Genomic DNA, 16,100 nt, shown 5'->3' with positions numbered 1-16,100 from the left:
TCATCCTCCTGTGACCGGCACGATCAATTCAATCTTGTCACCCGCCTGCAATGCGTAGCTGGTGTAGTTTTTTTTCGGCACAAAATGCAAATTGACAGCAGCTGCAAAAGGCGGCTTGATGTCAACGGCATCAATAGCATCAGATAAATAAGCTGGCATTGTCAATTCTGTAGCAACTTGGTTCACCCAAATTTGAATGCGATGGTTGGTCATCTCAGTGGTCATTTGTCAATTCGAATCGATCAGCCAACGATGCATCGCCTTGTATCAAACCTATGACGGCATCTAACATGGCTGGCGCAATCAAAAAACCGTGGCGGTATAAGCCGTTGATTTGCAAGCAGCGGTCCGCGATGCGACGAATACTTGGCAGGTTATTTTTCAGCGCAGGGCGAAGTTGTGTGTTGATTTCCAGAATGCGGGCTTCGGCAAAACCGCTGTGCAGACTGTAAGCCGCACTCAAGAGTTCCAAGGTGGAGCGTACGCTGGCTTCAGATGTATCGTCACTTTCAATCTCAGTGGCACCGATCACATACACCTGATCCTGCTTAGGTGCGATGTAAAGCGGATACCGTGGATGTACCAAACGTACAGGTCTCGTGATATGAACATCTGGCGCGTGCAGGCGTATGACTTCGCCGCGTACACCGCGTAGACCATGCCAATCGTTTCTTGCGCCTGTCCCACGACAATCAAACACCCAGTCTGCGCCCTGGCGATGTAAAGCATCTACGTCATCCAATGTCTTGGCGCTGTGCCAATGGATATCAACCTTTTTTGCTTGCAGGGCTTTCATCAGCGCGTGGAGCAACTGGCGGTTATCCAATTGTCCTTCGCCAGGTAAAAATAATCCTTGTTGAAATTTGCTTGACAGTTCAGGCTCCAAGGCTTGCAGAGTGTCTGATTGAAAGTTCTGCGGTTTGCATTCCGAGGGTAGTCTGTTGCTGTTGAATTCCAATTTATCAACCAGCATCCGAGCCTGTAATGCATCTTGCTTGTGCCACAGTATCAAGGTACCGAGTTGCTGGAAAAATACCTGGTCGGGTAACTGTTTAATCAATACAGGCCAACGCTGCAAGCTGTATTGACCCATATCGACCACCGGCCATTCGGTGATGGCTGATTCGGCCAATGGTGCCAGCATCGAGGCAGCCACGCGGGCGGCCGCGCCTAAGCCATCCTCGCCAGAGGCCTCGTATATGCTGACCCGATGTCCCGCCATGGCCAATCCATGCGCTAGCAAACGACCCATCAATCCGGCACCCAGCACCGCGCAGTTGAGGTGTTTACTCACTGGTTTGTCCTTTGATGTCAGCAAGCACAGCGCGGCTTTGTTGATAATGCAGTCCATGCAACACATTTCTCCGACTGGTCAATACGCGCGTGTCTTGAGTATCGCTGGATCCGACAGTGGCGGCGGCGCCGGTATTCAGGCCGATTTGAAAACTTTTTCCGCTTTGGGTTGTTACGGTATGACAGCGATTACCGCATTGACCGCGCAAAACACCTTGGGCGTGCAAGCAATTCACGGCGTACCTGCGGCATTTTTGAAAGTCCAAATGCAGTCGGTGCTGGACGATATCTGCGTGGATGCGGTCAAGATTGGCATGTTGCATTCGCCCGAAGTGGTTGCAGTCGTTGCCTGGGCTATTGATCATTACGGATTGACTAATGTGATTCTCGATCCGGTGATGGTGGCCACCAGTGGTGACCGTTTGATCGCCGAAGAAACTGTTTCTGTGTTGGTGAAAGAATTGTTTCCACGCGTGCAATTGGTCACGCCCAACTTGGATGAGGCCGGTTTGTTGTTGAACCATGCATTGACCGCGGTTGACGAACTGCCTAGTGCGGCGCAAGCTTTGCTTGACTTGGGTGCCAAGGCCGTTTTGCTCAAAGGCGGGCATTTGTCTGGCGATGTGTTGTGCGATGTATTGCAAATGTCTGGCGGTGATGCTGTGGTGTTTGATGCGACCCGCATTCACAGCAGCAACGTACACGGCACCGGCTGCACCTTGTCCTCTGCGATTGCCGCGTATCTGGCGTTGGGCAAAAATATGGCTGAAGCGGTGGCTGCGGCGCGCGCCTTCATTCGTCACGCAATCGCCGAAGGAGCCAGCGTCAAAACAGGCGAAGGTCACGGGCCTTTGAACCATGGTTTTGCGCCGCAAGTTATGCATGTGAAACCGCTGCCAAAGCCGGTCGAGTGATCCATCCCAGCAACAGAGTAACAACCAGACTCGGCAGCGCAGAACCCCACTCAGGCGCAAACTGCACACACAAATGAAACACGGCCACGCCTGCCAGCCAAGCAGCTGCAGCTGATTTGTCCACGCGTTGCAAGTTGCTGCTTGTCATCCCAAATCCGAGTCTGCCCAAGATGACGCCAAAGAGCGGCACGAACACCGAACTCAGCATCAACAAAAACGGTTCCAAGCTGTGCATGGGCAAAAACAAGGCCAGCACGGTGCACAGCACAGCTAGACCCAATCCCCATTGACGCGAGCTGAGACCTGACCACAGACTGTGGCTGTTGACCGCTGCTGAGTACACATCGCCATACGCGTTATCGATTTCATCCAGCAAAATCAAACCCAGCGCCAGCAGCCCTCCTTGCGCCAGCAACAAGGTATTGACCAAGTTGGCGTCTGGCGCAGACACGCTGACCACCATCACACCTAAGGCATAACACCAGATATTAGCGATGGTGTAACCGAGCCAACTGCCGCTGAAAGCCGAGCGACTGTTTTTACCGTGACGGGCATAGTCAGCGATCAAAGGCAACCAAGATACGGGCATGGCTATCACCAAATCCATGGCAGATAAAAAACCCATCTCACCCGTGCCGGGTTTGTTCCAGAAAGCTTGCAGGCCTTGGGCTTGCAACAAACCCAGAAATTGCCAACTCAGCCACACCAGCGAGAGCACCACCAGCGGCAAACCGAAGCGGCTGACAAAACTGCGCACCAAGCCCAGCATAGAACTTGTCATTAAGAGCGTGAGCACGCCGCCCCACAGCAGTGTGGTGAGCAATGGCGAAGACCATGTGCTGCCCTCTGTCATGGCCAGCGTGCCGTCGCGCATGACCACCAGTTCAAACGTGGTCCAGCCTACCAGTTGAACAATATTGAGCAACACAGGCAGGCGAGCAAACGCGCTGCCAAAGACTTCATGCATCAAGCCTGCGCTGGACAAACCGGTGTCGCAACCGATTTTGGCTACCCAGGCCAACAGACCAGCACCAAGAAGCGAACCCAGCACGATAGCGAGCAACGCTTGTTGCGTGCCCATGGCTGGCACCAAGTAGGCACCAATCTGTATCACCAGCAAGCCAACGCCCAGGCTGAACCAAAGCGACGCATGGGCGTACCAGCCAAAAACCCGTTGCTCGTCGCTCACGGGGGTTAAAGATTCATTGGTGTGTGCCATCTGTTTTCCAAAAGAATGGCAGTTCGGCGAGGCCCGCATCAGCGAGAGGTGTGACAGCGGGCCGTGCTTCCCTGCGCGAGGATTACCTCAATCAGGTTCAAAGGGACTTTCTCAGCCTTGGTTTGTGAAAACCTCAGCACCCCCAGCGGACTTGTCGTCAAACAAGCATTTGCATTATGCCTTTAATGTCAACCTGCTTTAGTCAAACACCTAATAAACGGTGCAAGCGCGGTGAAGCTGTGGTGTATTCCAGCGGGATTTTCTGGCCGGGGCGCAGATAAGCGGCTGCACCGTATGCAGCCAGTGTGGCTTCGTGGAATCCGCTGACGATGAGCTTTCGCTTACCTGGATAAGTGTTGATGTCACCCACCGCAAAAATGCCTGATGCGCTGGTGCTGAAGTCTTCAGTGTTGACGTTCAATTGTTTGCGAGCCATGTCTAAGCCCCAATCGGCCAGCGGGCCGAGTTGAGGCGATAGGCCGAGTTGAACCAGTATGTGATCGCAAGGAATTTGCCGGATGTTGCCGTCAATCCCTTGAAGTTGCAAACCCGTGAGTTGATGTTCTGCGGTCAGGGCGTGCGTGATTTGTGCGGTGATGAATTCGATTTTTTCAACAGCCACAGCCTCGTGAAAAGCCTTTAGCAACACTTCCTCCGCATCCAATGTGCCGCGTCTGTGAACAAGCGTCACACTGCTAGCTTGCAAACTTACTGCTTTAAGCGAAGATTGCAATGCTTCATCATTCCCGCCGACCACCACCACATGCTTACCTTGCATGTCCGGCAGTTCTCGTGGTGTGTAGAACACTTGCTTGCCTTCAAAAACATCTAACTCGGGCAAAGCCAATTTGCGTGGGGTGAATGCACCGACCCCGGCTGCGATAAACACGGTTTTAGCCAGAAAAGCGGTTCCATCAGTAGTGCCTACCAACCATCGCTTGTCGGCTCGTTGCTGCATACTCTTGATGAGCTGCTTTAAATGAAACACCGGTTTGAAAGGCGAGGCTTGTTGTTCAAGTCGCGTTATCAGTTCACGACCGGTGCAGTGCGGGAGTCCGGGAATATCGTAGATGGGCTTGTCTGCATACAGCGCCATGCATTGACCGCCAACATAGGGCAGTGTGTCAACCATATGGGCATGAATTTCTTGTAGGCCAAGCTCAAACACCTGAAACAATCCGACAGGGCCAGCACCGATCACCAAGGCATCGGTTTCAATTGGCGAGGGCGTTGAGCTCATGGCGTTTAGTCAGAGCCCGTGTCGATCAGCGGGTCAGCTCTGCCAGCTTGCCCGTCTTGTCTTTCCAGTCGTCAGCGTCGGCCAGCGGTGTCTTACGCTTGGTGATGCTGGGCCAGCCGATGCGGGCGAGTTCCACATTCAAAGCCACCATATGCTGCTGGTCGGCGGGAACGTCTTCTTCGGCGTAAATGGCGTTGACCGGGCACTCGGGGATACAAACGGCACAATCGATGCACTCATCGGGGTCGATGGTGAGGAAATTCGGGCCTTCGCGGAAACAGTCCACAGGGCAAACATCCACGCAGTCGGTGTATTTGCATCGGATACAGGCTTCGGTAACAACGTGGGTCATGGTGAGATTTACGGTTGATCAAAGGAGCAGCTTGGCCGCGGAATTGGGCATTTTAGGGGAATGTGTGATTCAGTTTCGAACCATGACTGCGGCAGAGGTTTTGTGTGAGGCCGTATCAACCAAGACCAGCGAACCTAAGCTGCGGGAGAAAGCGAATGGCATGGTGATCAGCGGTTGTTGCAAATTCAGTTGTACGTGACCGATGGCGTTGGGCGGTAATTCGTTGGCGTCCATTTCCTGCAAGGTATTCACATCCAAGCGATGGACAATGCGAACTACTTTGGCTTTGACCCATCGGTGTCCGTGCAAGGCCCAGTACACACGGCCAGCCACCAGCGGTTCATCGTCCAGCCAGGCCAGCGTGACCTCCAGCTGGTTTTGCGTCTGGGCTTCATGCGTTTGCGCCAGCACCCAGTCGCCGCGCGACACATCTACTTCGCGGTCCAGCACCAAACCTGCGCTGTGACCGGCGGCAATATGGGAGGGCTGGCGCACGCTGCTTAGCACTTCTTTGATGATGGCTGTCTGGCCGCTTGGGAACACACGGATGCTGTCACCTGCGCGCGCCACACCTGTGCCGACACGTCCCCAATACACGCGTCTGCCTTTGGAGGTGTCTGCGCTGTCATGGAATTTTTCTACCCATTGCACGGCAAAAGCCAATGCCGCATCTTCTTCAAATGCAGTCACGGGCAGGCTTTCAAGTATTTGCAACAAACCAGGACCGGTGTAATTGCACCAGTCAGGTTGAGGATTGACCACGTTCCAACCTTTGAGTGCTGACACCGGCACGATGGCGGTGATGTCGATACCCGCCTCGTCGGCAAAACTTTGCAAGGCTTGGGCAATGTTCACAAATGCAGTTGAAGCGTCTTCAATCGCATCGAGTTTGTTGATCGCAAACACGATCGAAGGTACACGCAAGAGTTTGAGCAACAAACTGTGTCTGCGGGTTTGTGGCAACAGGTTGAATTCCTTGACAGACCAATCGAGTTTGGTGGCGTCTACCAACACCACCGCAGCATCAGCGCTGGAGGCCGCTGTGACCATATTGCGCGTGTATTGCTCGTGGCCGGGCGAGTCGCCAATGATGAATTTTCGTGACTCGGTGCTGAAGTAGCGGTAAGCCACGTCAATGGTGATGCCTTGTTCGCGTTCGGCGGACAAACCATCGGTGAGCAATGCGAGGTCGGTTTCACCTTGGCGTTGCACACCAGCCAAATGGTCTTGCAGCACCGATTTGGAGTCCACCAGCAAACGGCCAATAAGGGTTGATTTGCCGTCGTCCACAGAGCCGCAGGTAATGAATTTCAGGGCAGGGCGGGTAGAGGTTTGAGTGTTCATCAGAAATAGCCCTCTTTTTTGCGTTTTTCCATCGAGGCGTCCGATGTTTGATCGTCCATGCGCGTGGCACCGCGTTCACTGACATCAGCGGCCAGCGTTTCGATGACGATGTCGTCCGGTGTGGCGGCGGTACTCTCCACCGGGCAAGTGCAAGTGATATCGCCCACAGTGCGAAAGCGCACTTGGCGTGGTTGCACAGTCTCGCCATCGCGCGGAGGCGTCATGTGGGTCACAGGCACCAGCAAACCCTTGCGCTCAATCACGTCTCTTGTGTGTGTGTAGTAAAGCGAAGGCAGCGCAATGTTTTCGCGGGCGATGTATTGCCATACATCGAGCTCGGTCCAGTTGGAGATCGGGAACACACGGAAATGCTCGCCTGGATGAAGACGCGTGTTGAACAAATTCCAGAGCTCAGGCCGTTGAGATTTGGGTTGCCACTGACCGAAGCTGTCGCGGTGGCTGAAGATACGTTCTTTGGCGCGGGCCTTTTCTTCGTCGCGTCGTGCGCCGCCTATCAATGCATCAAAGCGGAATTCGTCAATCGCTTCCAGCAAGGTGACCGATTGGTGCACATTGCGTGACTCGTCTGGACGGGACAGGCGCACCGTGCCGCGTTTCATGGAATCTTCGACACTGCGAACAATCAACTCAGCGCCCAACTCTTTGGCGCGCAGGTCGCGAAAGTCAGTCACCTCGGGGAAGTTGTGGCCAGTGTCAATCATCAACAGCGGGTAAGGGATGCGGCCTATACCAAAGGCTTTCTCGGCGCATTTCAACATAACCAAAGAATCTTTGCCGCCCGAAAAAAGCAGGGTGGGGCGTTCAAACGCAGCAGCGACTTCGCGCAGGATAAAGATGGTTTCTTCTTCCAGTGCGTCTAGGTGGGCGTTGCTTAACTGGTGCAACTCTGTGGGTATTCTGGCGTTCATGTTCTTCTCGTTTGATTTTTGTGAAGATTCGATTCAGTGCGGCGTGGGTTGCGACGGGTGAGGATTTGTGGCGCGAAGCGGCTCATGAGGAACCTGTTGCAGCACACACCTCACATCAAGCCTTGACATGCAAACCGCATTCCTTGGCGGTTTCATCTTCCCACCACCAGCGGCCAGCGCGGAAATCTTCACCGAGGCTGATCGCACGGGTGCAAGGGGCACAACCAATGCTTGGGAAAAACTGGTCATGCAAAGGGTTGTAGTCCACTTGGTTCGAAGCGATGTAATGCCACACGTCACCCCAAGTCCAATCGACCAGAGGGTTGAGCTTAATGATGGGCACACCGTTGGTCATGTCGGCTTCTTGTGCAGACACTTCGGCACGCGCTTGCGATTGTTCGCGTCTGAGACCAGTGATCCAAGCTTTTTGGTCTTTCAATGCCCGGCCAAGGGGTTCCAGTTTGCGTATGCCGCAACAGGCTTTGCGCTTGGCCATGCTTTCATAAATAGCTTGCTGTCCAGGTTGTTTCACAAATGCGATGACGGCTTCGTGTTGCGGGCGGTACACCTGCACAGGTGCGCGAGAATGGGCTTGCAGTCTTTCTAGCAATGCAAGCGTGTCACTGTGTAAGGCGCCGGTTTCCAGCACAAACACGGGAATATCGAGCTGTAAGCTATTGATGATGTGGGTGATGACCACATCTTCAGCACCTAAGCTGGAGGCTTGCTTCAACGGTTGCAACTCGGTCGCTGCAGTCAGGAGTTGAACCTTGGTGGCAGCCAATTTGGCAACAAAGCTGTCGCTGGCCTTGGCGTGTAGTTCGGTGGCTTTGGGTAAGGGTTTCATCGTGCAAACAAGGGTTGGGGTTGTGTCACGTCGCCTTGGTAGAAGGCGCTGAAGTGAGAGAGTAAATCTCGCCCTTTGGCGATGTCCTGGTCTGCGCGTAGCACGGCACTGGAAAAACCGCAGCGTTGCATTTGGCTGAGTTGATCAATCAACACATCGCCAGTGGCGCGAATGTCGCCCGAAAAACCGCAACGACGCCGCAACATCAACGCCTGACTAAAGGCACGGCCATCGGTGAATTTTGGGAAATGCAGTTCAATGGTTTGCACATCTTGCAGTGACTGTTGCATGGGGTCTGCGTCATTGGGCAATTTCAGCAGTTGATCTTGCGACAGCGATGCTTGTTCTGTGATCGGTATCAGTTGCATGTTCAGCTTTCAGGCGATGGTGCTCAGAGCTTCGTCGTCAGACGGATGACGTGCAGCATTAGCGGCTTGTTTGAAAGCTTCGATGCCTAGGCGGTTGACCGCATCGATAAAGCTTTCGCCATGGTGGCGGTGGTCTGTGTAAACCTGTAAAACCGCTTCGATCACGTCAACCACTTCAGCCGAAGAAAAAGAAGGGCCGACCACTTTGCCTGCCTTTGGCGCACCGCTGAGCGCAGAGCCATCAGAGCCACCCAGCGTGATTTGATACCACTCCTTACCGTCTTTGTCGACGCCCAAAATGCCGATATGACCGCTGTGGTGGTGTCCACAAGAGTTGATGCAACCGCTGATGTGTAAGTCGATTTCGCCTAAGTCAAACAATTCGTCTAGGTCTTGGAAGCGTTCGCTGATAGCAGCAGATACAGGAAGCGACCGTGCGTTCGCTAACGCACAATAGTCACCGCCAGGGCAGGCAATCATGTCGGTCAACATGCGGATGTTGGGCTTGGCCAGTCCCAGTGCTTGGGCCTGTTCGTAAAGCGCGGGCAGGTCTTGTGCCGCTACCCACGGCAAGACCAGGTTTTGGTCATGGCTAACGCGAGCTTCACCGGCAGAAAAGCGGTCTGCCAAAACTGCTGCTGCATCCAATTGATCTGCGGTGGCGTCGCCGGGTGCTTGACCGAGTCGTTTGAATGAAAGGGTTACAACGCGCAAATGTGGGTCACGGTGTGCGGCCACGTTTTGTTGCAACCAACGTGCAAAGTCTTTGCTGTCGTCTGCGGCTGTGGCGAGCTGAGTGTGTATGGCTTCAGCTGACAAACCGGTGGGCGTAGCCAGCACAGCCGGCGCAAAGCAAGCTTGCACCCTGTCAAACTCGGCTTGCGTGATGGTGTGCGGTGCACCGTCTTGTGTGAGGATGCGCTGGTATTCGGCTTCGACCTCTTCGATGTAGCGCGGACCCTCGGCTTTCACCAAAATTTTGATACGTGCTTTGTAAATGTTGTCGCGGCGGCCCCAACGGTTGTAGACACGCACCACGGCTTCCAAGTAGTTGAGTATCTGGTTCCAAGGTAGGAAATCGCAAATCACCGTACCGGTGATGGGTGTGCGTCCCATGCCGCCGCCAACCATGACGCGAAACCCGACTGCACCTGCTGCATTGCGTTGCATATGCAAACCCACATCGTGCCAAGCCGTGGCAGCGCGGTCTTCCAAAGCGCCGCTGATGGCGATTTTGAATTTGCGCGGCAGAAAAGCAAACTCGGGATGCAGCGTGCTCCATTGGCGCAAGATTTCTGCAAACGGGCGCGGATCGACGATTTCATCTACTGCCACACCGGCGCGTTCGTCGCTGGTGATATTGCGTATGCAGTTGCCGCTGGTTTGAATGCCGTGCATGTTCACGCTGGCCAGCAAGTCCATCACATCCGCGCTTTTATGTAGCGGAATCCAGTTGTATTGCAGGTTTTGTCGCGTCGTGAAATGCGCGTAATTTTTCGTCAACGCAGGAGCGGGAATGCCGCCGATGGCGTCTTGCGTGGTTTGTGCGCGTTCAAACAAACCGGGTTCGGGAGTGTCGTAGTCGCGCGCGATGGTGGCCAACACACGCAACTGTGCGCTGTTGAGTTCACCGTAAGGCACGGCTACGCGCAACATAGGCGCATAGCGTTGCACATACCAGCCGTTTTGCAGGCGAAGGGGACGGAACTCTTCGTCGCTCAAATGACCGCTTAAATGCCTGTGTAACTGGTCGCGGTATTGCGCGGCGCGTTCTTTGACAAATCGTTTATCGAAATCGGTGTATTGGTACATGGTGTGTCAGATCAAAATCAATTTGGTACCGGCCCAAGCCAGCAATACAGACAGTGCAGAGCGGATGAAACGCTCGGGTACTTTGGTGACCAGGTGAGAGCCCAACCAAATGCCAGGTAAAGAACCGCAGAGCAACACGGCAAGCAGGTTCCAGTCGACCGTACCGATAGAAGCATGGCCCAAACCGGCGACCAGCGTGAGTGGCACGGCGTAGGCAATATCGGCGGCAACAATGCGCGGCAGCGGGAGTTGCGGGTAAAGCAACATCAACACGGTGACACCAATGGCACCGGCACCCACCGATGTGAGTGTGACCAGCACGCCTATGACTGCACCGAACACCACAGGCATCCAGGGGTATGCGGTTGTGTCTGCGGGAATCTGTTCAATCTCTTCTTCTACCGCTTGGTTTCGCAACGGTCCGCGGATTGCTTTGTAAAGTGTGGCCGCCGCAGTAAGCAACAAGGCAATGCCAAGAGTGAACGTGATGGCGTGTTGAACTGTGGGATTGGATGTGCCGAAATGGTGAAGCACCGCCAACGTGATGGCTGCAGCCGGGATGCTACCCAGGCTGAGGCTGAAAACCACACGCCAAGGAATGATGCGTTGGCGTGCGAAATTGAGCAAGCCACCAAACTTGGTGCCAGCTGCAAAAAGCAAATCGGTACCGACTGCGAGCGCGGGCTTGATGCCGAAACCGAAGATAAGCAAAGGCGTCATCAGCGAGCCGCCGCCGACCCCAGTGAGGCCTACGATCAGGCCGACAACAAAACCGGCGAGCACAAATGCGAATGAGAAATTTTCCATAAGGGCGGGACTATAAGGGTCGACCCTAGCCATACCAACTATTTTTTAGTTTGAGCCATATACCGATTAGCTATAAGCAGATTCGCATTCCGTCAGTGCACTAAAAAATGTTGAAAAACCAGAAGGCATGGGTGTTCTTCATAAAAAGGCATAAGCAAACAACGAATGAATCGTTTGAATTTGAAAAACGCATGGTGACCATGAACACCGCATCTGATATTGAATTTTTAGCTAACAACGCAGTTGTGGCCAAGGACTGGCGTAAAAGATTCCCCAATAATGCCGCTCCTACTACCTCCACCACCACCAATGACGAAAAGGTGATTTCGATTCGCACCCAAGTCAATTTCTAATTAAAACCAAACTTCTGATGGAACATTGGATAACGCAGTGCTAAAGGGCTGCGTTTTTTATGCTTGAGGCAATTCACACTGCATGGCTTTGAGCAATGCTTTTGACAAAGCAGGCGGTTTACCTTCGATGCGATCTGCCATGACATGCGCAGACAACAATGCCAGCGTGAGGCCACGCGAACCCAGTGCAGACAAGATATGCAAACCTGGAAAACGTTGTTCATCTAACGGTCCGACTTTGGGTATGCGGTTGATGGAGGCACAGCGCACACCGCTCCAAGCTTTGATATGCGAAGTGTCATCCCACTGAGGTGCCAACTTATCCGCGACGGCGGGTAAAAGCTCGATGAGTCGTTGACGGTTGTGCATATGCGCCTCGTTGGATGCCATCACATGCGTTTGGTGTCTGTGAAACGTCGAGCCTGTGTACCAAGCCAGTCCATCTGCCGAGGGTATATGCGCTACAAAGCTACCGTGCCCGTTCACTGCAAAACGCGGTAAGTGTGAACTTACGCAAGCATCTTGAAGTCCCCACGACACTTGACCAGCGATAGGGTGTAAGCCCATATCAAGTTCAAACAAAACATGCTTTAAAAAATCTGGCGTTTGCGCGCCGGTTGCAATCACCACATGCGGTGCGGTTGCGGTGGCATAAGTGTGTGAACTGCCCATGTTAGAAATGGGACTATGGTTTTTTAAACGCAACTGCCATTCACCGGCAGTCGGGCTTTTGTGCATAGTCTCGACTTCACGCAAACCCATGAACAAAATATTGTCATGGCTTAAAAGCGCACGAACCAAAGCAATCGGTTTGATCCAAGCGGCTTGCGGATGCCACAATTCATCAGAACCGATTGCATCCAATCCGGCTTCTATCAGATGTGAGGGCTTGGCTCTATGCACATGCGAAAACCACACACTATCTTTAGTGGGTTCCTGCCAAGGTTTTTTGACTCGTTCAGGATTGAAAAACCGTCTTTCAAGAACGCCGACGGCAGACCAGTCCTCTCCCGCTGTCAAATGTGCTTTGGCAAACGCGACCGTGGCTTGTAAACCCGCTCGTGTGAGTTGCGATAAAGGGTTGTTGTCAAACGATGTGTGACAGGACACCACGGCCACTGGAACCCCGGATGCTGCCGAGCATGGATCTTTGGCCTTGTCCAGCAGTTTGACTTGCCAACCCCTGTTTGCCAATTCCCAAGCGCAAGCCGCACCGGCCACACCTGCACCAATGACAATGCAGCGCTTGTCCAGATTCACTCAATGCTCAGGCAGATGGCGGGGGCACGTAGCCTTGTGCAGCGTCAGCGCCATCACCAAAAAAATGGTTTTCCATTTGGCGTGCTAAATATTGTCGGGCGCGTAGATCGGCCAGGTTCAAGCGGTTTTCATTGACCAACATGGTCTGGTGTTTCAACCAAGCGGCCCAAGCGTCTTTGCTGACGCTTTCCCAAATGCGTTTACCAAGGTCGCCAGGGTAGGGCGGGAAGTCCAAGCCTTCGGCCTCTTTTTCCAGTTTGATGCAGTGAACGGTGCGTGCCATGAAAAATCCTTGCGTATGTCATACAAAGCTGTGACTGTAGCAAGCTTTACATGCCTTGTTCTTGCAAAGTGATCGAATGCAAGGGTCATGCAGTCAGGCGGATAATGATTGAGTTTGTATCTGACGATTGTGATGGACATGCGCTTAAAACTCTGGAATTTACTGAACTTGCGTTTGGCTTGGGCATTGTTGGCCATGGGTTGCGCCAGTTTGCTCGGGTTTGGTTTGTATTTGCAACATGTGGTTGGCTTAGAGCCATGCCCCATGTGCATCGTTCAACGCTATGCCATGACAGTCATTGGTTTGTTGGCTGTGCTGGCTTTGGTGATTCGCCATGTGCGTGCGCAACAGTTGCTGGTGTTACTAGGCATATTGACAGCTGGTTTCGGCGCGTTTGTCGCTGCCCGCCAATCCTGGTTGCAGTGGTATCCACCGAATATCGTCAGTTGTGGCCGCGATTTTTACGGCATGATCGAATCGTTTCCCTTGCAACGCGCCATTCCGTTGATTTTCAGAGGCAGTGGTGACTGCACCAAGGTGGACTGGACATTTTTAGGTGGATCTATAGCCAACTGGTCTTTCGTGGCTTTTGTCGCTATGGGTATGTGGCTGGTGCTGGTGGTGTGGCGAAAGATTCAATCACGTTTCCAAGCGGCCAATGATGCGCATTTTGATGCTCAACCCTGAGGCAGTTTTTTCACCAACACCACACTTTTGCGATCTGGGCTGTATTTGCGTAATCGCGCTTGCGGCAGCCAATCAATAGGCACTTGCACAAAGCCCCGTTTTAAAAACCAATGCATGGTGCGAGTAGTCAGCACAAAGATACTTTCAAGTCCGATGTGCCGTGCACGCTGCTCAATACGGCGCAGGATTTTTTCACCATCACCCTGACCTTGCGAATGAGGCGATACGGTCAGCGCTGCCATCTCAGCGGTTTTATTTTCTGGGAATGGGTAGAGCGCTGCACATCCGAAGATGACACCATCGTGTTCAATGACGGTGTAGTTGCTGATATCGCGCTCTATCTCAGTACGTTCACGGCGCACCAAAGTGCCATCGTTTTCAAATGGCTCAATCAGTTGCAACACACCGCCCAAATCATCGGGTGTGGCTTCGCGCAAACTCTCTAAGCGCTCGTCCACCACCATGGTGCCAATACCGTCGTGGACATATATTTCTAGCAGCAACACGCCATCTACCGCAAACGGCAATATATGACTTCGCTCGACACCGTGCTTGCAGGCTTTCACACAATGCTGCAAATAAAAAGCAATATCTGTGGGGTGGTTAGCGGGCGGTGCATCGGCCAGCAAGGCTTCCGCTGTATCAAGCGGCATTTCAGTATCAATCGGGTTGTCTTCTCCAGCTGGTTCCAGCGGTTTGACACGAATGCCCGGCACTTCGGTCACGAAGATAAGTTTGTCTGCCTGCAAAGCAATAGCTACCGACGTTGCAACCTCTTCCATGGTCAGGTTAAAGGCTTCTCCCGTCGGCGAAAAACCAAACGGAGACAGCAAGACCATCGCACCCAAACTAAGGGTTTTGCTGATGCCGGTGACATCGACTTTACGCACTAGGCCTGAATGCTGAAAATCCACGCCATCGACAATACCCACAGGCCGCGCTGTGATGAAGTTGCCAGAGATCATCCTAACCGTGGCGCCCGCCATCGGCGTGTTAGGCAAACCTTGGCTGAATGCCGCTTCTATTTCGTAGCGCAGTTGTCCGGCGGCCTCTTGCGCACAGTCAAGTGCGACGCTGTCGGTGATGCGAATGCCATGCGAATATTTAGGGGCGTGACCCTTGGCCTTGAGTTGCTCGTTTACCTGTGGGCGAAAGCCGTGTACCAGCACCACTTTGACGCCCATGCTTTGGATCATGGCCAAGTCTTGCACCAGACTGGGTAATTTGCCAGCCTCGATGGCCTCACCCGCAATGGCCACCACAAAAGTTTTGCCACGGTGCATATGTATGTAGGGCGCAACCGAGCGGAACCAGGGGACGAATGTGAAGTTGAAAACGGTGGACATGGGTTTGAGTCTTTAAGGCTTGAGCAGAATCAATTGGTGAGAGGGCAGCAAGCGGGTGAAGTCGCGATCAAATGTGCAGAGTGTCTCACCAGATTGCATGACGGTTGCCGCAATCCAAGCATCGCTGACCAGATTGCCTCGGACTTGTCGTGTCAGGCACAGCTCTTTAAAGTATGGCCACACTGAACCTTGTGCTTGAAATTGCACGCCTGCACTGCTCAGCAGACTGTCTAAGAAGTCGGTCACATCTTGCATGGGGTCAATTTCGAGGAATATTTTGGGGTGGGTGGTGATGCGGACAAAACCTGTCACCACCATGCCTAAGAGTTGCAAACTCGCACGACCATTGGCTGCCTGACGCACGGTTTCGTCCAGCCAATGGCGTGCGGGTAAGTGGTGCGGATGATCCGGACGGTATGCCGACACCAACACGTTAACGTCAGGTGTCATTTGATACTGTTGATGTCTATTTCGGCTTCCATGGCTTCATAAAAGGAACGGTTGCTGCTGGGATCGATACCTGGCATCAGGCCGCCAGTGGCCTTAGAGACGGGCAGTTGGGGAATGGCTGCCGGCGCTGCGGGTACGTCTTGCCGCACATAAGCCGCCAGCATTTCACGCACTTTGGCACTGAGCGAGGTGCCTTCTTGAATAGCTTTGATACGCGCTTGTTTGACGAGGTTTTCGTCCAAGGAAATGGTGAGATTGGCCATGTAATTTCTCCGATCACAGATTCATGTGAATGAGTGTAGCACGTGAATAAGTGAGCCTGTGTCATGGGATAATTGTCGATGTGACAACTTCCAACGCGCCTCATACCATCCATTTCCCCGAAGATCTGCCGGTCAGTGCCCGCCGTGCCGACATCATGTCGGCGATTCAAGCCCACCAGGTGGTTATTGTGTGTGGTGAAACCGGTTCGGGCAAAACCACACAATTGCCCAAAATGGCCCTGGCTTTGGGGCGGGGTGGTTGGGCGGTAGAGGAATTGGGGTCAGATACCGATTTTGTTTGCCTGTCTCTTATACACATCTGACGCTGCCGAC

The 16,100-nt window shown here is 53.3% G+C and carries 20 protein-coding genes; 4 read left to right on the top strand and 16 right to left on the bottom strand.

The genetic code is table 11. The annotated features are described in order from the left end of the window. Both thiS and AC9UG7_RS11655 read right to left on the bottom strand, forming a co-directional pair. Positions 1-225, bottom strand: coding sequence for a sulfur carrier protein ThiS (thiS, locus tag AC9UG7_RS11660; protein ID WP_509587927.1), 225 nt, complete (start codon positions 223-225; stop codon positions 1-3). Further along, positions 215-1,294 (bottom strand): FAD-dependent oxidoreductase, encoded by a 1,080-nt coding sequence (locus tag AC9UG7_RS11655; protein WP_509587925.1) that lies wholly within the window; start codon positions 1,292-1,294, stop codon positions 215-217. Before AC9UG7_RS11655 ends, thiS begins: the two co-directional genes overlap by 11 nt. Before the next feature lie 55 nt (positions 1,295-1,349). Here AC9UG7_RS11655 and thiD point away from each other — a divergent pair, with 55 nt between their 5' ends. Then, on the top strand, positions 1,350-2,207 hold the full coding sequence (gene thiD / locus AC9UG7_RS11650) for a bifunctional hydroxymethylpyrimidine kinase/phosphomethylpyrimidine kinase (protein ID WP_509587923.1): 858 nt from the start codon (positions 1,350-1,352) through the stop codon (positions 2,205-2,207). On the opposite strand, the gene AC9UG7_RS11645 is transcribed toward thiD, so the two are convergent. From AC9UG7_RS11645 to AC9UG7_RS11605, 9 genes are all read right to left on the bottom strand, one after another. Continuing rightward, positions 2,170-3,426: a purine-cytosine permease family protein gene (locus AC9UG7_RS11645; protein WP_509587921.1), complete on the bottom strand. Its 1,257-nt coding sequence runs from the start codon at positions 3,424-3,426 to the stop codon at positions 2,170-2,172. The two genes, thiD and AC9UG7_RS11645, sit on opposite strands and share 38 nt — an antisense overlap. Before the next feature lie 202 nt (positions 3,427-3,628). Then, entirely contained in the window at positions 3,629-4,666 is a 1,038-nt protein-coding gene (locus tag AC9UG7_RS11640; protein ID WP_509587919.1) for an NAD(P)/FAD-dependent oxidoreductase, read from the bottom strand. A gap of 25 nt (positions 4,667-4,691) precedes the next feature. Then, on the bottom strand, positions 4,692-5,018 hold the full coding sequence (fdxA, locus tag AC9UG7_RS11635) for a ferredoxin FdxA (protein ID WP_509587916.1): 327 nt from the start codon (positions 5,016-5,018) through the stop codon (positions 4,692-4,694). Between the two features lie 69 nt (positions 5,019-5,087). Further along, positions 5,088-6,362 carry a sulfate adenylyltransferase subunit 1 gene (locus AC9UG7_RS11630; protein ID WP_509587914.1) on the bottom strand — a complete coding sequence of 425 codons (1,275 nt, stop codon included), beginning with the start codon at positions 6,360-6,362 and terminating at the stop codon, positions 5,088-5,090. Further along, on the bottom strand, positions 6,362-7,291 hold the full coding sequence (cysD, locus tag AC9UG7_RS11625) for a sulfate adenylyltransferase subunit CysD (RefSeq protein WP_509587912.1): 930 nt from the start codon (positions 7,289-7,291) through the stop codon (positions 6,362-6,364). The genes AC9UG7_RS11630 and cysD overlap by 1 nt, the downstream gene beginning before the upstream one ends. A gap of 115 nt (positions 7,292-7,406) precedes the next feature. Continuing rightward, the gene (locus tag AC9UG7_RS11620; RefSeq protein WP_509587910.1) at positions 7,407-8,138 is read right to left on the bottom strand and encodes a phosphoadenylyl-sulfate reductase; all 732 of its coding nucleotides are present in this window, start codon (positions 8,136-8,138) and stop codon (positions 7,407-7,409) included. Next, positions 8,135-8,506 carry a DUF934 domain-containing protein gene (locus AC9UG7_RS11615; RefSeq protein ID WP_509587908.1) on the bottom strand — a complete coding sequence of 124 codons (372 nt, stop codon included), beginning with the start codon at positions 8,504-8,506 and terminating at the stop codon, positions 8,135-8,137. Before AC9UG7_RS11615 ends, AC9UG7_RS11620 begins: the two co-directional genes overlap by 4 nt. 9 nt (positions 8,507-8,515) lie before the next feature. Next, positions 8,516-10,318: a nitrite/sulfite reductase gene (locus AC9UG7_RS11610; protein WP_509587906.1), complete on the bottom strand. Its 1,803-nt coding sequence runs from the start codon at positions 10,316-10,318 to the stop codon at positions 8,516-8,518. A gap of 6 nt (positions 10,319-10,324) precedes the next feature. Next, the gene (locus AC9UG7_RS11605; RefSeq protein WP_509587904.1) at positions 10,325-11,125 is read right to left on the bottom strand and encodes a sulfite exporter TauE/SafE family protein; all 801 of its coding nucleotides are present in this window, start codon (positions 11,123-11,125) and stop codon (positions 10,325-10,327) included. A gap of 200 nt (positions 11,126-11,325) precedes the next feature. Between AC9UG7_RS11605 and AC9UG7_RS11600 the strand changes: the two genes are divergently transcribed. Further along, positions 11,326-11,478 (top strand): hypothetical protein, encoded by a 153-nt coding sequence (locus AC9UG7_RS11600; RefSeq protein ID WP_509587902.1) that lies wholly within the window; start codon positions 11,326-11,328, stop codon positions 11,476-11,478. 57 nt (positions 11,479-11,535) lie between these two features. Here the strand turns inward: AC9UG7_RS11600 and mnmC1 are convergent, their stop codons facing one another. Beyond that, positions 11,536-12,738: an FAD-dependent 5-carboxymethylaminomethyl-2-thiouridine(34) oxidoreductase MnmC1 gene (gene mnmC1, locus AC9UG7_RS11595; RefSeq protein ID WP_509587900.1), complete on the bottom strand. Its 1,203-nt coding sequence runs from the start codon at positions 12,736-12,738 to the stop codon at positions 11,536-11,538. A 7-nt stretch (positions 12,739-12,745) separates the two neighbouring features. Then, positions 12,746-13,021 carry an oxidative damage protection protein gene (locus AC9UG7_RS11590; RefSeq protein WP_509587897.1) on the bottom strand — a complete coding sequence of 92 codons (276 nt, stop codon included), beginning with the start codon at positions 13,019-13,021 and terminating at the stop codon, positions 12,746-12,748. Positions 13,022-13,159: 138 nt separating this feature from the next. Between AC9UG7_RS11590 and AC9UG7_RS11585 the strand changes: the two genes are divergently transcribed. Then, positions 13,160-13,708, top strand: a complete 549-nt coding sequence (locus AC9UG7_RS11585) for a disulfide bond formation protein B (protein WP_509587959.1) — start codon at positions 13,160-13,162, stop codon at positions 13,706-13,708. Here AC9UG7_RS11585 and argA read toward each other — a convergent pair. Genes argA through AC9UG7_RS11570 form a run of 3 tightly spaced genes read right to left on the bottom strand, consistent with a single transcriptional unit; the run spans position 13,699 to position 15,767 of the window. After that, on the bottom strand, positions 13,699-15,054 hold the full coding sequence (gene argA / locus AC9UG7_RS11580) for an amino-acid N-acetyltransferase (protein WP_509587895.1): 1,356 nt from the start codon (positions 15,052-15,054) through the stop codon (positions 13,699-13,701). The two genes, AC9UG7_RS11585 and argA, sit on opposite strands and share 10 nt — an antisense overlap. Positions 15,055-15,066: 12 nt before the next feature. After that, on the bottom strand, positions 15,067-15,504 hold the full coding sequence (locus AC9UG7_RS11575) for a TA system VapC family ribonuclease toxin (RefSeq protein ID WP_509587893.1): 438 nt from the start codon (positions 15,502-15,504) through the stop codon (positions 15,067-15,069). Continuing rightward, on the bottom strand, positions 15,501-15,767 hold the full coding sequence (locus AC9UG7_RS11570; RefSeq protein WP_509587891.1) for a hypothetical protein: 267 nt from the start codon (positions 15,765-15,767) through the stop codon (positions 15,501-15,503). Before AC9UG7_RS11570 ends, AC9UG7_RS11575 begins: the two co-directional genes overlap by 4 nt. Before the next feature lie 80 nt (positions 15,768-15,847). Between AC9UG7_RS11570 and AC9UG7_RS11565 the strand changes: the two genes are divergently transcribed. After that, positions 15,848-16,090, top strand: coding sequence for a hypothetical protein (locus AC9UG7_RS11565; RefSeq protein WP_509587961.1), 243 nt, complete (start codon positions 15,848-15,850; stop codon positions 16,088-16,090). Positions 16,091-16,100 lie beyond the last annotated feature (10 nt).

This window comes from Limnohabitans sp. (assembly GCF_046052765.1).
In the GTDB taxonomy this organism is placed as follows: Bacteria; Pseudomonadota; Gammaproteobacteria; order Burkholderiales; family Burkholderiaceae_C; genus Limnohabitans.
This window is presented reverse-complemented; position numbering and strand designations above follow the sequence as displayed.

What these genes read in the sequence shown, in the direction of transcription:
- AC9UG7_RS11610 (WP_509587906.1), bottom strand. Translation starts at nt 10,318, where the DNA reads ATGTACCAATACACCGATTTCGATAAACGATTTGTCAAAGAACGCGCC.
- AC9UG7_RS11645 (WP_509587921.1), bottom strand. Translation starts at nt 3,426, where the DNA reads ATGGCACACACCAATGAATCTTTAACCCCCGTGAGCGACGAGCAACGG.
- argA (WP_509587895.1), bottom strand. Translation starts at nt 15,054, where the DNA reads ATGTCCACCGTTTTCAACTTCACATTCGTCCCCTGGTTCCGCTCGGTT.
- AC9UG7_RS11590 (WP_509587897.1), bottom strand. Translation starts at nt 13,021, where the DNA reads ATGGCACGCACCGTTCACTGCATCAAACTGGAAAAAGAGGCCGAAGGC.
- AC9UG7_RS11620 (WP_509587910.1), bottom strand. Translation starts at nt 8,138, where the DNA reads ATGAAACCCTTACCCAAAGCCACCGAACTACACGCCAAGGCCAGCGAC.
- AC9UG7_RS11570 (WP_509587891.1), bottom strand. Translation starts at nt 15,767, where the DNA reads ATGGCCAATCTCACCATTTCCTTGGACGAAAACCTCGTCAAACAAGCG.
- AC9UG7_RS11605 (WP_509587904.1), bottom strand. Translation starts at nt 11,125, where the DNA reads ATGGAAAATTTCTCATTCGCATTTGTGCTCGCCGGTTTTGTTGTCGGC.
- thiD (WP_509587923.1), top strand. Translation starts at nt 1,350, where the DNA reads ATGCAACACATTTCTCCGACTGGTCAATACGCGCGTGTCTTGAGTATC.
- AC9UG7_RS11575 (WP_509587893.1), bottom strand. Translation starts at nt 15,504, where the DNA reads ATGACACCTGACGTTAACGTGTTGGTGTCGGCATACCGTCCGGATCAT.
- AC9UG7_RS11585 (WP_509587959.1), top strand. Translation starts at nt 13,160, where the DNA reads ATGCGCTTAAAACTCTGGAATTTACTGAACTTGCGTTTGGCTTGGGCA.
- AC9UG7_RS11640 (WP_509587919.1), bottom strand. Translation starts at nt 4,666, where the DNA reads ATGAGCTCAACGCCCTCGCCAATTGAAACCGATGCCTTGGTGATCGGT.
- AC9UG7_RS11600 (WP_509587902.1), top strand. Translation starts at nt 11,326, where the DNA reads ATGAACACCGCATCTGATATTGAATTTTTAGCTAACAACGCAGTTGTG.
- cysD (WP_509587912.1), bottom strand. Translation starts at nt 7,291, where the DNA reads ATGAACGCCAGAATACCCACAGAGTTGCACCAGTTAAGCAACGCCCAC.
- AC9UG7_RS11630 (WP_509587914.1), bottom strand. Translation starts at nt 6,362, where the DNA reads ATGAACACTCAAACCTCTACCCGCCCTGCCCTGAAATTCATTACCTGC.
- thiS (WP_509587927.1), bottom strand. Translation starts at nt 225, where the DNA reads ATGACCACTGAGATGACCAACCATCGCATTCAAATTTGGGTGAACCAA.
- AC9UG7_RS11615 (WP_509587908.1), bottom strand. Translation starts at nt 8,506, where the DNA reads ATGCAACTGATACCGATCACAGAACAAGCATCGCTGTCGCAAGATCAA.
- fdxA (WP_509587916.1), bottom strand. Translation starts at nt 5,018, where the DNA reads ATGACCCACGTTGTTACCGAAGCCTGTATCCGATGCAAATACACCGAC.